Annotated in this window: 9 protein-coding genes; all 9 read left to right on the forward strand. The window is 70.7% G+C overall.

Going from position 1 to position 13,907, the window contains the following annotated elements:
- Positions 1 to 116 precede the first annotated feature (116 nt).
- The 9 genes from BGP73_RS08230 (at position 117) to BGP73_RS08265 (ending at position 13,217) form a co-directional block, all read left to right on the forward strand.
- Positions 117 to 2,159: a TOMM precursor leader peptide-binding protein gene (locus BGP73_RS08230; protein ID WP_069813252.1), complete on the forward strand. Its 2,043-nt coding sequence runs from the start codon at positions 117 to 119 to the stop codon at positions 2,157 to 2,159.
- Positions 2,160 to 2,441: 282 nt separating this feature from the next.
- Positions 2,442 to 2,618 carry a hypothetical protein gene (locus tag BGP73_RS23040; protein WP_170837790.1) on the forward strand — a complete coding sequence of 59 codons (177 nt, stop codon included), beginning with the start codon at positions 2,442 to 2,444 and terminating at the stop codon, positions 2,616 to 2,618.
- A 274-nt stretch (positions 2,619 to 2,892) separates the two neighbouring features.
- On the forward strand, positions 2,893 to 4,839 hold the full coding sequence (locus BGP73_RS08235) for a TOMM precursor leader peptide-binding protein (protein ID WP_170837791.1): 1,947 nt from the start codon (positions 2,893 to 2,895) through the stop codon (positions 4,837 to 4,839).
- 32 nt (positions 4,840 to 4,871) lie between these two features.
- Positions 4,872 to 6,485, forward strand: coding sequence for a SagB family peptide dehydrogenase (locus tag BGP73_RS08240; protein ID WP_069813256.1), 1,614 nt, complete (start codon positions 4,872 to 4,874; stop codon positions 6,483 to 6,485).
- A gap of 14 nt (positions 6,486 to 6,499) precedes the next feature.
- Positions 6,500 to 9,187 carry a lantibiotic dehydratase gene (locus BGP73_RS08245; RefSeq protein ID WP_069813258.1) on the forward strand — a complete coding sequence of 896 codons (2,688 nt, stop codon included), beginning with the start codon at positions 6,500 to 6,502 and terminating at the stop codon, positions 9,185 to 9,187.
- On the forward strand, positions 9,187 to 10,206 hold the full coding sequence (locus BGP73_RS08250) for a thiopeptide-type bacteriocin biosynthesis protein (protein ID WP_069813260.1): 1,020 nt from the start codon (positions 9,187 to 9,189) through the stop codon (positions 10,204 to 10,206). Before BGP73_RS08245 ends, BGP73_RS08250 begins: the two co-directional genes overlap by 1 nt.
- Positions 10,203 to 11,444, forward strand: coding sequence for a M50 family metallopeptidase (locus BGP73_RS08255; RefSeq protein WP_069813262.1), 1,242 nt, complete (start codon positions 10,203 to 10,205; stop codon positions 11,442 to 11,444). Before BGP73_RS08250 ends, BGP73_RS08255 begins: the two co-directional genes overlap by 4 nt.
- Positions 11,437 to 12,381, forward strand: a complete 945-nt coding sequence (locus tag BGP73_RS08260; RefSeq protein WP_069813264.1) for an ABC transporter ATP-binding protein — start codon at positions 11,437 to 11,439, stop codon at positions 12,379 to 12,381. The genes BGP73_RS08255 and BGP73_RS08260 overlap by 8 nt, the downstream gene beginning before the upstream one ends.
- Positions 12,378 to 13,217, forward strand: a complete 840-nt coding sequence (locus tag BGP73_RS08265) for an ABC transporter permease (RefSeq protein WP_069813266.1) — start codon at positions 12,378 to 12,380, stop codon at positions 13,215 to 13,217. The genes BGP73_RS08260 and BGP73_RS08265 overlap by 4 nt, the downstream gene beginning before the upstream one ends.
- Positions 13,218 to 13,907 lie beyond the last annotated feature (690 nt).

Consider the following 13,907-nt stretch of genomic DNA (forward strand, 5'->3'; position numbering starts at 1 on the left):
GCAATGATGTGGTGTTTCTCCGTGTCGACACCGGCGTTTACCTCAGGAGCTCGGAGACCGCCTGCGTTCTCAAAGGTCCCGGCGCCTATGAGTGGATGTCGATCCTCGGCCCGCGAATGACCGGGGAACTGAGTATCGCCGACCTGTGCGAAGGGCTCGACGAAGGCCGGCGGAACACCTCGATCGCCCTGATGAAGACCCTGCTCGCCAAAGGCTTCGCACGCCATGCGGCGCAACCGGAAGACGGCATTCTGCCCGATGCCGTCCTGGCCCGCTTCTCGCCGCAGATCAATTTCGTCGAGCACTTCATGCACGCCGACACCCGGACTCCCCAGGAGCTCTTCGCGCGCTTCCGCACCGCCCGCGTCCTGGTCACCGGCCCGCCCGGCGAGGTCGTCACGTCCGTGGTCCGCGGACTGCTGCGCAACGGACTCGCCGAGACAGCCCTGGACGATCCCGCCTGGAAGTCGGAGTTCGACGCCGACCTCGCCGAACTCGCCGCGGAGGGCGCCCCCGCCGGCATCGTCGTGCCGTCCGGTACCCCGCGTGACCCCGACGGCTACGACGTCATCGTCGCTGTGACCGACGGGTCCGACGGCGCCTCCCTGCTGGACCTCACCAAGCAGGTCGTCGGCGACCGGGCCACGGACGGGCACGGACCGCGGCTGCTCCCGGTGGTGGTCGACCGGGACCGAGCCGTCATCGGTCCGATCGCCGGCCCGGCCGAACAGCCGTGTTGGATGTGTGCGCAGCTGCGGCTCTCGGCCAACACCGACCCGAGCTCCTCGGCGGCGTTCTGGCAGGGGCTGGCGCTCGGAACGGACGCCCCCGGCGGTGCCCCCCTCGGCGGCAGCACGGTCGCCCAGAGCATGATCGGCAACGGTGTGGCCTTCGAGGTCTTCCGGTTGCGCACCGGGCAGCTCAGCCCCGACGACGAGGCACACGCCGTACTCAAGGACCTGACCACGCTGGAGTCGCGGCGCGAGCGGGTGCTGCCCCACCCGCGGTGCCCGGTGCCGCACCGGGCGGCCGCACCGGCCGCCGACGCTCCCGCTGAGGCCCAGCCGGTGGACGCCGACCCCGGTCGACCCGACTTCGACAGCGCCGCCTACGAGCAGGCCGGTGCGCTGGTCTCCCCGAACCTGGGCCTGCTCTCGGACTGGGCGGACGAGTCGATCAAGCAGGTCCCGGTCAAGTCGGGACGGGTCCTGCTCGGCGCGGCGGGCTCACCCGCCGGCGGTGCCCGGAGGATCACCGCCTTCGACACCGACGTCATCCTGCACGCCCGCATCCGAGCGGTGCGGTCCGCGGTGTCGACCTACGTCGGTCGGCTCGGCCCCGTCGGTCGTGAGGAGCGTCCGGACTCCGCGCCGACCATCCGGCCAAACCGTCTCTCCGTGCACAGCGGGGCCCCTTCGATCCCGCACCGCTCCCGCTCCTGGCTGCCGGTGGCCTCGCTGCACGACGGCAGTGCGTGGCGGGTCCCGGACGCCGCGGTCTATCCGCTCTCACCGGTCAACCAGGGGCTCGAGTTCGAGCCCACCTCGTCCGGAGCGGCCGCCGGCTGGACGGTCGAAGCGGTACGCGAGGAGGGGTTGTGCTCGGCCCTCGCCTACCGGGGCCTGACCGGTGCGATCCGCGGCACCGCCCCGGTCGGCGAGGTGGACTCCTCCGTACTCGCCACCGACGAGGAGGCCTCGTTCGCCCTTGCGAGCCTCCGGCACATCGGCCGCACCGCACGCGTGTTCGCGCTGCCCGGAGCGGCGCCCGCCTTCGCCGCCCTCGCCGTGGTCGACGGACCGGACGGCGCCCCCGCGGACTGGGCGGTCGGCTCCGGCCTCTCCGCCCGAGCCGCCGTTCGCGCCGCGACGCTCGACGCGGTCGGCCTGGCCGTCACCCGCCACTACGAGGGCGCCCCGGCAGACCTCGGTGATCCACTGCTCACCGACTTCGACCCGGCGGTACTCCCCGACGGCGCCGCCGCCTGCGACTGGTCGCTCGACGGCACGGAGGTGGCGATGGCCGAGGTACTCGCGACGCTCGCCGCCGGCGGCACCCAGGCGCTCTTCGCCGACACCACGACCATCGACCTCAGGTCGGCACGGGGCCTGGTCACCGGCACCGTACTGCTCGCGGCGGAACCGGCGGCCGCGGACTGACCGCACCCAGCTCTCCGCGGTGGCCCCGCGACTCACGGCGGAGAGAACGCCCGGAACCCGGCCCGCACCCCATCGGCATCCCGGAATTCCGCGAACGACGCCGGAAACGGCCCGTGAACCGGAGCAAGAGAGAAATTCCACCGCACACCGATCCGGAAGAACAGCTGCCGATTCGTTTCTGACCACTCGTGGTCAGCTGGTGCGGCTGCTCCCGCAGCAGCCGCACCAGCTGACCATGAACAGTCAGCAGAGAAACCGTCAAGCAAAAGAGAGGGGAATGAAATGCCCACCACCCTGAAAGAGGAGCTGCACGCTCTGGAGAGCGCGACCTTCGAGATCGAGGAGATGAACGACTCGGCCGCCGTCGAACTGGCCTGGTCCAGCTCCAGCTGCTCGACCTCGAGCTGCTGCTCCTGCTCCACCAGCAGCTGCTGCTCCACCAGCACCAGCACCAGCTGACCCCGAAAGGCCGGCGCTGAGATCAGTGCGTATTCCGGCCGCTTCGGTTCTGCAAGCAATGTGACGGCTGCGGCTGCTTGAGCGCCACTGCAACAGGCGCGCAAGCAGTCGCGGCAGTCGATCTCGTTACTGGAAACGAGTGGTTCCGACTTCGCGGTCTCACGTGTGTGAGGGCATCGACTCCCGTTCTCGGGCAGAGAGCGGAAATTCCCTCGCGCGCACTACCGCACGCGGAGATCGCGGAGTCACTCGGCTGGATGGGCGGATGATTCTGGTGTCGAATGCGACGGTGGACGCGGCGGTCGCCGATCCCCAGGCGTGGATGGTCAGTGCCCTACAGGGCCACCTGCTCGGACGGGCCTTCGGCGATGTCCGGGTGGACGTCGGCTTCTTGGGCCTGCCGGCCCCGGAGACCCCGCCCCCGGCCTCCGAGAGCCTGCCGCCTCCGGGAGGACTGGTCTATCCGGTCCGCCTCTACACGGATACCGTGCTCCTCGGCCCGCTGCACCGGGCGGACGGGACGAGCCGGCCCTGCGCCCGCTGCCTGGAACGGCGCTGGCTCGCCCTGCGCCCGGTCCAGGAGCGCCGAGCGGTCGAGGACGGCACCGACTACACGGTGCTGGGCGGCGCCCCGGCGCACGCCCCGTTCGTCCTGGAGCAGATCGCCCTGCTGGTGTCCGCCGAGACGGCTACCCCGCTGGACGACTCCGGGATCGGACGCATCGTGGAACTGCGGCTGCGGGACATGACCGTCACCCGCCACCAGCTCATCGCCGACTCCGAGTGCGAGCGGTGCGCCACCCCGGAACCGGACACCGCCCAGGCGGCGGTGCTCCCACTCGCCCCGCGCCCCAAGCGGACGCCCACCAGTTACCGCGGGGCCGCCGCCGTCGATCTGGAACTACCGACCGGCGCCTACGTCAACGACGTCTGCGGTGCGCTGGCCGGCGCGACCCAGCGCGTCTACCAGTGCAGCGCGACCCTCCCGGTCAGCGGGTTCTTCCGGGTCCGCAGCAAGTACGACTACCACGAGATGTGGTGGAGCGGGCAGTCGCAGAGCTCGGCGAGCAGCGAGCGGTACGGGATGCTGGAGGGCCTGGAGCGCTACGCGGGCCAGTTCCCCCGCTCCAAGCAGTCGATCACCCACGACACGTACAACGGTCTCGCGCCGCACGCGATCGACCCGACCACCATGGGCTCCTACCGGCCAGGTTTCTACGCCAGCCACTCCGACTTCTACCAGCCGTTCGACCGGGACACCCCCCTGCACTGGGTCTGGGGCTACTCCTTCGGAGAGCAGCGGCCGGTGCTGGTGCCCGAGCAGATCGTCTTCTATCTGGACCGGCGACCGGACAAGAAGTTCGTGCAGGAATGCTCCAACGGCTGCGCCAGCGGCACCAGCGTGGAGGAGGCGCTGCTGCACGGCATGCTCGAGCTGATCGAGCGGGACGCGTTCCTGCTCTGCTGGTACGGCAGCGCCCGGCTCCCCGAGATCGACGCCTCGACCTGCGCGGACGAGGAGATCCAGTTCGTCCTGGACCGGGTGGCCCGACTCGGTTACCGGATGCGGCTGTTCGACATGCGGGTGGACGTCCCGGTACCCGCCGTGATGGCCGTCGCCGAACGGCTCGACGGGCAACTGGGCACCCTCTGCTTCGCGGCGGGAGCCAGCCTGGAGCCGATCGAGGCCGTGCGCTCGGCGCTCGCCGAGACCGCGTCGTACATCCCGGGCATGGACGAGCGCGTCGCCTCCCGGATGCCGGAGCTGCGCGCCATGGTCGAGGACTACAGCCAGGTCCACGAACTCACCCAGCACGCCCTGCTGTACGGGCTGCCCGAGATGGCCGAGACCGCCCGCTTCCTGCTGGACGACCCGGCGCCCCGGGCCATGGACGACCTCTACGGAGACTGGCTCAGGCAGCGGCCGTCGACCCTCGACCTCACCGACGACGTGACGTTCCTGATCGACCGGCTCCGGGAGGTCGGCAGCGACGTCCTCGCCGTCGACCAGACCTGCCCGGAGCAGCGGCAGGCCGGTATCCACACCCTGTCCGTACTGGCGCCGGGACTCATTCCGATCGACTTCGGCTGGGACCGCCAGCGGGCGCTCGACCACCCGCGGCTGCACGCCTACCTCGGTGGCGAACTGTCCGAGATCCACTCGGCGGCCGAGGGCTACGGGCCGACCGGACTGAACCCCAGGCCGCACCCGTTCCCCTGAGCACCCGGCGCCTGGCCGAAGAAGGAGAGCCGATGCTCGAAGAGAAGACGGAAGTCGTCCGGGAGTACGTGGAGGCGGTGTTCCGGCGCGGCCGGGAGCCGATGGAGCCGATCGGGTTCACCCCCGACTTCGGCGACCAGCCGTCCCGCCACAAGACCTACCTCGGCGTCTCCCGGTTCCCCCTGCCGGCGGGGACCGGCGGCACGTCCGCCTCCGCGGCGCAGGTGCTGGCCACCCCGCCGGTCGAGGCCGAAGACCGGCCGTGGACCCTGGAATCGCTGGCCACCCTGCTCCGCCTGTCCTACGGCGTGCTGGACCGCAGACTGCGGGTCAACTGGAACCAGGACAGCGATGTGCGGGTGCTCTACCCGCAGTCGCTCTGGGGCCGAGCGGCCGCCTCCGGGGGCGGGATGTACCCGCTGGAGATCTACTGGGTGGCCGGGCAGGGCGGTCCCCTGACCCCCGGGGTCTACCACTACTCGACGGCGCACCACGCCTTCGAGCGGCTGCTGACGGGCGACCTCACCGACGAGGTGCGAGCAGCCTGTGCGGATGCCGGCGAGGCCGACGGCTTCCTGCTCGTCTCCGTCCGGTTCTGGAAGAACTCGTTCAAGTACAACAGCTTCTGCTACCACGTGGTCACCCAGGACGCCGGTGCTCTGCTGGGCTGCTGGGAGCTTCTCGCCCGGGGCCTCGGCCGGAGGCTGGAGCGGGTGCTCTGGTTCGACGACGAGCGGCTCAACCGGCTGCTGGGCGTCGACACGCTGGAGGAGAGCGTGCTGGCCGTCGTCCCGATGCCGTTCGCGCGGGTGTCCGCACCGGTGCGGGAACCGGTCGAGGGCGGTTCGGTCCGGGGCGGTCTGATCGACCGGCCGAGCTTCGAGCGTTCCTCGGTCACCCGCACCTTCGAACAGGTGGAGCAGGTGCACCGGGCCGTCCTCGATGACCGACGGGACCGCCCGGACCCAACGGTGGCCGCGGAGCTGGCGCCCCGGCCCCGCCCGGACCGCCGCACCGTTCCGCTGCCCGCGCCGGACACCGACCGGCTCGACCGGGGGCTGGAGGAGGTCCTGCGTTCCCGGCAGACCAGCTTCGGTTCGTTCGTCGGCTCACACCCGCTGGGACTCGGGGACCTGGCCACGGTGCTGGCCGGCACGGTGTCCGCCCGGCACTACGCCTCGGACGTGGCACCCCCGCGGACCGGGCTGACTGGCCTGTACGTGCTCGCCAACCGGGTGGCGGGGCTCGGGAGCGGCGCCTACCGGTACGACCCGGACGGCCACCGGCTGCAGGTCCTTCAGGAGCGTCCCCTCGCCGACCACCTGCAGCGCAGCTACTACCTCAGCAACTACAACATCGACCAGGTCGGCGCCGTGCTGGCGATATCCGCCCGCTGGGAGAGCATCCTGCGGGCCTACGGCAGCCGGGGCTACCGGGTGGTGAACTCCGAGGTGGGAGCGGTGGCGCAGACCGCCTACGTGGCCGCGTCGGCCCTGGGCGTCGGCTGCGGCACGGTACTCGGCTTCGACAACATCGCCATCGACGAGGCGGTCGGCCTCGACGGCACCGACGAGCGCACGTTCCTGTTCGTGCTACTCGGCCACGAACGCGCGGACCGTGCGGACTTCGACTCCCGCCTGGTCTGAGAGGAGAGATCGGTATGTCAAGCATCCTGCTCCCCGAACCGGCCACGGCCGACCGGGTGGACTGGCATCTGGCGCCCCAGTTCATGCTGCGCGTCGGCGGGCTCCCGTTCGGCTTCGCCGACCGGATCGCCGCCCCGGACAGCACGGCCTGGGCGGACGAGGTGATCGACGCCGAACTCCGGCTCCGGGACGCCGGTGCCCGGCTCGCCGACCTGCTCCAGGAGTCCGTCTCCCAGCACCTCGACGACGAGGACGCCCGCCGAGCGCTGATCAACCTGCGGCGTGACGTGTTCAACCTCCGGGCACCGCGCGGGCTGGAGGCCGCCGAGCGGCTCCTGTCCGCGGAACGCCTCGCCCTACTGCACGCCTGGCTGGCCGAGCGCGAGCGGCACGGCGAGCTGCTGGCGGCGGGCTCGCGGATCGTGGCGGAGGAGACCCGGTACCGCCGCGAGGAACTCCGTCTCATCGCCCGGACGACCGACCTGCGGTACGGCATCCAGTTGTCCTCGCCCTCGCTCGACGAGCACCTGGACCTCTACCTCGACTGGTCCGGGGGCCCGCTGAGCAAGCGCGCACGCCGGATCGAACGCTCCCTGCTGGAGTACCTGTTCCGCACCGCCTGCAAGACCAGCCCGTTCAGCACGCTCACCTCGGTCTGCCTCGGCCGGTTCGGGGAGAGCCCCGGCGGGCCGCTCCACGCCGAGGCGGGCGACTGGGGCAAACGGAGCGCAACCCGGCTCAACATGGCCGTGCTCGCCCGGTTGTCGGCGCTGATGAGCACGACGGCCGCGGTCCGCCGCGACCTCCCGGTACGGGCCACCGGAGGCCTGGAGGTGCACCGGGACCGGGTCCGCTACCTGCGCAGACTGCAGAACGCCAGTGGCAACGAGGACGCGGCCGTCACACTCGACACGGTGAGCGAGAGCCTGTTCTACGTACCGACCGGGGAGGTCCTCGCCGACACCCTCGACCTGCTCTCGGGCGACACCCCGGTGCGGTTCGGCGACGCGGTGCGGCAGTTGTGCGCCATGCGCCCCGACCGGGCGGAGGAGGACGTCGAGGAGTACCTGGCACAGCTGCTCCGCCTCGGCCTGCTCGTCGTCCCCGACCTCCAGTTGGACATCCACGATCCGGACCCGGTGCGGAGCTACCGGAAGGGCCTGCTCGGACTGGGCTGCGACTGGGCGGACGAGGTCGCCGGGCTCATCGAGCGGATGGACTCGGACGTGGCGGAGTTCGCCGGAGCCGGCCTGGACCGCAGACGGGATCTGCTGGCCGGGATCAGGGCGTCCGCCACCCGGGCCCACGAGCGGCTCGGCGGCGACGACGTCCCCGTCGTGCGCACTCTCGTGTACGAGGACACGACCGTCCCGGCCGCGGAGGTGACCGGCGACGCCCGCACCTGGACGGACCAACTCTCCCCCGCGCTGCGGCAGCTCGCCCGGATCCTCCCGGCCTTCGACACCAACCTGGTCCGTCGGTTCGTGACGAAGGGGTACTTCACCGTCCGGTACGGAGTGGGCGGCCGGTGCACGGACTTCCTCTCCTTCGCCCACGAGTTCGACCAGGACCTGTACGACAACTACAGCCAGCGGCTGATGCGGCACCAGCGGTTCGAGGGCACCGAACTCCAGCCGTTCGACAACTGGTTCCGGCAGGGCGAGATCACCGGGATCGACGAGGCGCGCGCCACCGTCGCCCGGGAGATCACACGACGCCGCCGGGACAGCGCCACCACGGGCACCGACGTGGAACTCGACGAGGAGTTCATCCGCACCGTCGCCGACCGGCTGCCCCGGAAGCTCGGCAGCCTGCAACCCCTCTCGTTCTTCCTCCAGGTGGCGGACGGCGGCAGCGGCGCCCCCTCGGTCGTCGTCAACCGGGTCTACTCGGGACTGACCCTGCTGTTCTCCCGCTTCGCCCACCTCTTCGGCCCCGAGCTGCCCGGCGAACTCGGGGAGACCCTGCAGGCGGTGGTGCCGGAAGGCGCCGTGTTCGCCGAGCTCAAGGGCGGCTACGACGCCACCAACCTCAACCTGCACCCGGTCGTCACCCCGTACGAGATCGTCTGCCCCGGGGAGACCAGCTTCCGCCCGCAGCAGGAGCAGATACCCGTCGACGACCTCGTCATCGAACACTGCCAGGAGAGCGACCGGCTGCTGCTCCGCTCCCGCAGGCTCGGAGTGGAGGTGATCCCCGTCTACCTCGGTTTCCTGATGCCGATGGCCCTACCGGAGGTCCAGCAGGTGCTGCTGAACTTCTCCTACACCGGACTCGCCCAACTGGACCTGTGGGAGGGCACCGACCTACCGGACGAGGAGGTCGTCGCCCTGCCCAGGATCCGCCTCGGCAACGTCGTAGTGCAGCGCCGCTCCTGGCGCATCGCCGCCAGCCGCCTGCCGATCCAGGAGAAGAGCAGCGGCGACCACGAGTGGTTCCTCTCCTGGCGTCGCTGGCAGCGCTCCCACGGTCTGCCGCGGCGGGTGTTCGCCAACCTCGGCAAGGAGCACAAGCCGCAGTACGTCGACTTCGACTCCTACTTCTCGCTCCAGCTGCTGGACGCGGCCGCTCGGAAGACCGAGGGCAGGGTCGTCCTCACCGAGATGCTGCCGGGTCCCGAGGAACTGTGGCTGAAGGACGGCGACCAGCAGTACGTCACCGAGCTCACGGTCGAGCTCGACGGAACACGGACGGAGCAGTGATGGACGGCTACAGCGGGTGGATCAGCCTGCACATCTTCTACGCCGCGAACGCCAACCCGGTCCTGGTGCAGTGCGTCGGGCCCCTGGTGCAGTCGCTGCGCGACCGCGGTCTGCTCCAGAAGTGGTTCTTCATCCGGTACTGGCTCGAAGGCCCCCACATCAGGCTGCGTCTGCTGCCCACCGACGCCGCCAGCGCCCCCGAGGTGCGACGCATCGCCGAGGAGACCCTGCGGGACTTCCTCCGCCGGCGGCCGGCCCTCTACGAGGAGGACCGGAACAACAGCGCCGACCTGTACAAGAACATGTTCCTCGCGGAGTACAGCCAGGAGCGCTGGGACGAGCTGTACGGCCCCGACGGAGCGATGCCGTTCCGGGACAACAACAGCGTCGCGCTCATCGACTACGAGCGCGAGTACAGCCGGTACGGCGGTCCGGCCGCCATGCCGCTCGCCGAATCGCACTTCGAACGGTCCAGCGCGCTCGTCCTCGAACTACTGGAGACGACGAACGTACACGTCCGAACCGCCCTGCTCGGCCAGGGTGCCCAACTGACCATGGCGCTCTGCTTCACCTTCCTGCCGGACGACGAGGCCGTGGCGGACTTCCTGGTGCGCTACCGCACGATGTGGGAGGCCTCCTACCAGGAGTCGAGCGAGGACCACCACGACCGGTTCGACCGCAGCTACGGCCGGATGCGCGACCGGCTCGTCCAGCGGGTGCGGAACATCCGGGACAGTGCCCGCGGCGTCCCCGGCGCCACGGTCACCCCCGTCGAGGAGTCCTGGCTGGCCCACTGCGCCGAGCTGCGGGACTCCGTGCTGGCCCTGGCCGAAGCGGGCTCGCTGACCTTCCGCGACGGTGCCCGGCCCACCCCGCAGGCCGCGCTGTCCATCCTGCTCAGCTCGTATGTGCACATGACCAACAACCGGTTGGGGGTCAGCATCCTCGACGAGATCTACCTCTCCTACGTGATCGGCAAGGCCCTCGCCGAACCGGTCCTCGAGGGAGCGGCGCGGTGACCGAGACCCGTCACGACCTTCCCCGGTTGCGACCGGAGGTGACGATCGGGCCGGCCCTGCGCTCCGGCCCGTCGGTCGTGCACCGGCTCAAGGACCAACGGACCGGCGTCCACTACCGGATCGGACCGCGCGAGCACTTCGTCATCCGGCGGATGGACGGCAGCCGAACCATCGAGGACATCGGCCGGGAGTACACCGAGGAGTACGGCCGGGTGCTCGGCCCGGACAGTTGGCGGCAGATCTTCACGCTCCTCGGCCGCCACCGGCTGCTCGACGGCATGGCCGACGAGGAGACACTGGAGCGGCTCAGGCGGGACCGGGAGGCCGAGCGGCAGGAGAACCACACCTGGCTGCACCGGCGCTGGGTACTGCTCCGGCCGGACCGGCTCTGCACGGCACTGGCCGCCCGGCTGTCCTTCACCTTCCACCCGGCCTTCGTAGCGCTCGCGCTGCTCCTCGCGGTCGCGGTGCAGGCCCTCGTCTGGTCCCGGGCCGGAACCATCCTGGCCGAGGCGGCGCCACGGTCGATGTGGCCGGTCACCGTGCCGGTCATGTTCGTCCTGATGGGCCTAATCACCCTGCTGCACGAACTCGGCCACGGGGTGACGTTCAAACACTTCGGCGGAACGGTGACGGAGATCGGCGTGCGCTGGCGGTTCCCGCTGCTCACCGCCTACTGCCGGACCGACGACATCGTGCTGCTCCACCGCCGGACGGCCCGGGTGGGAACCGCCTTCGCGGGCGTCCTGGTGAGCCTGCTCTGCATGGTCCCGGTGCTCGGGTGGTGGTGGCTGACCGAGGACGGACAATGGGGGCACTCGCTCGCCGCCGGACTGCTGCTGTTCGGCAGCGCCGGAGCGCTGGTCAACCTGCTGCCGTTCCTGCAGTTGGACGGCTACGTGATGCTCTCCCACGCCCTGGACATGGCCGACCTGCGGGGCGAGTCCTACCGGTACTGCCGGCAGCTGCTGAGCCGGCGGAGTCCGGCCGCCCGGGACCGCCTGCGGGCCTATCCGACCAGGGACGCACGTCTCTACGCCCTCTACGGGCTCGTCACACTCCTCTTCACCGCCCTGGCGTACAGCGGCCTCATGTGGCTGTGGTACGGCAGTCTGCGGCACTGGATGGGGCCGGCCCCGGCCGTCCTCCTCCTCGCCGCGGAGACCGCGCTGGTGGGGGGCGTCCTCGTCTACGCGGCCCGCCGCCGCACCAGTGAACGGAAGACCGCACATGGATGATGAGACAGCGATCCGCACCACGGGTCTGACCAAGCGCTACGGAGAGGCCACGGGCGTCTTCGACCTCGACCTGACGGTCCGCCGTGGAGAGGTCTACGGATTCCTCGGACCCAACGGTTCCGGAAAGACCACCACGATGCGCATGCTCGTGGGGCTGATCAGACCGACCTCCGGCGCGGTGTCGGTCCTCGGACATCCCGCCGGCAGTGCGCGGAGCCTGGCCGGGACCGGGGCCCTGATCGAGTCGCCGGCGTTCTACCCGCACCTCTCCGGCCGCGACAACCTCCGCATCCTCGCGGGTTACGCGGAGGTGCCCGCCGCACGCGTCGGCGAGGTGCTGACCGAGGTCGGTATGGCGGACCGGGCGGACGTGCGGTTCCGGTCCTACTCACTCGGTATGAAGCAGCGCCTCGGAGTGGCCGCCGCCCTGCTGAAGAACCCCGACCTGCTGATCCTCGACGAACCGACGAACGGCCTGGACCCAGCCGGCATGGCCGGTATGCGGGAACTCATCACCGGGCTCCGCCAGGACAAGCGCACCGTGCTGCTCTCCAGCCACCTGCTGACCGAGGTCGAGCATCTCTGCGACCGGGTGGCCGTGCTGCGGCAGGGGCGGCTCGTCGCCGACGGGACGGTGGCCGAGCTCCGCGAACACACCGGCGGAGGCGGCCTGTCGATCCGGACCAGCGACCCGGAGACCGCCGCCGACCTGCTGAGGGCCCGCCCGTCCGTACGCTCCGTACAGATCGTGGACGGTGAACTGCAACTCGCCGTAGACCCAGCCGAGGCCGCCGACATCAACCGCCTGCTGGTGACGGGCGGCGTCGACGTGCACGAACTCCGGCAGCACGCGGCCTCGCTGGAGACCGCGTTCTTCGATCTCATCAGCGATCGACAGAAACCCGAACCCGATCTGGCGAAAGTGACCGAGCGATGACTGGTTGTCTGCGGGCCGAGCTGTTGTCCATCCGCAAGCGCCCCGGCGTCTGGATCGTCGGCGGTGCCTGGGCGCTTCTGGCCGTGACCTTCGGCATGCTGGTCCCCTACATCGTCTACCTGTCCCTCAAGGGATCCGGTTCGGCCGACGATCCGGAGGACCTGGTCACCGGGCTGCTGCCCGACCAGTTCGTGAGCAGCACCGTGGGGCTGTACCCGCTCTTCGGCAGCGCCCTGATGCTGATCTTCGGCGCGGTGGTGGCCGGCGGCGACTACCGGTGGGGCACCATGGGGACCCTCCTCGTGCAGCGCCCCGGCCGGGTGCCCACCATGGTCGGGAAGCTCCTGGCGACCGCGGTGGCGCTGCTCTGCATCACCGCGGTGGTGGTGACCGCCACCGCCCTGGCGAGTGCGCTGATCACAGCCCTTCTCGGGCGAACCGCCGACTGGCCGGGAGTGACGACCGTCTTCCAGGGGGTCGGCGCCGCCTGGCTGGTCAGCATGGCCGCGGCCAGCATCGGCACGTTCCTCGCGGTGCTGTTCCGCAACACCGGCGCCGCCATCGGCGTCGGACTGGTGTGGCTTCTGGCGCTGGAGAACCTGGTGTCGGGTATCGCCGGCATGATGCCGGCCCTCGATGTCGTGCAGCGAGCGCTGATCGGTCCGAACGGCGGCTCACTGGCCACCGCCCTGGGCTCCTCCACGCAGGAGAACGGCGGCATGCCCGGGGTCGTGGCCGTCTCGGGACCGGTTGCCGCGAGTCTCGTGCTCGTGGGATACGTCGTGCTGTTCCTCGGCCTCTCCGCCGTGCTCGTCAACCGCCGCGACTCCGCCTGACCACGGTCTCCCACCGCGCACACCAGGCCCGGTGGCGCGCTCTCGGCGGGACGCCTGCGCGGAGCCGGTCCGTCAGTGGGGCGGGCCGGCCGGCGGGCGTACGCACCCACCGGCGCCGAGGTGGCGCCGAAGGCGGCTTCCCATGCCTGCCGGGGGAAGTCCGATCCGCTTCGGCACGGGCTCAACGCCTTCCGACCGGCCACCACTCGGCTCCGGCAAGGCCTTCTCGACGCGGCGTGCGAAAGCGCCGGTCCCGCACTCGACTTCGCCGTGTCGCTCGACTCCCCGCGTGTGGCCGGGCACGTGTGGGAATTCCGCCAGCACCTGACTCCGTACTCGCGGGAGGCGCCGGTTAACGCGTTCGAGCAGCGGACGCGCGAGGTGCTCGGCTGACCGATGACGCCCTGTGCCTCCCCAGCAAGTGACTCCGACGAAAACCCCGGCCCGGGGAACCTTACCCATGGAAACCCTCATGCGAGTCGGGCTGCAACAGCCCACTCTGACGCGCAGACCTGGTGAGCGCGTCAGCACCGACCGAGTCGAGCGACGTTGGGAACGTGCAACGCCGGACGGTCAGGACGCGTCCTCCTCCACGAAGTCTGGCGGCGCCGCCGTGATCTTCACCGCGTGATCTTCACTCCGTGTGCGGCGATCGCGACGCGCGTGGGTCATCGGAGGTCACCGGCTCCG

Source organism: Streptomyces sp. TP-A0874, assembly GCF_001748085.1.
In the GTDB taxonomy this organism is placed as follows: domain Bacteria; phylum Actinomycetota; class Actinomycetes; order Streptomycetales; family Streptomycetaceae; genus Streptomyces.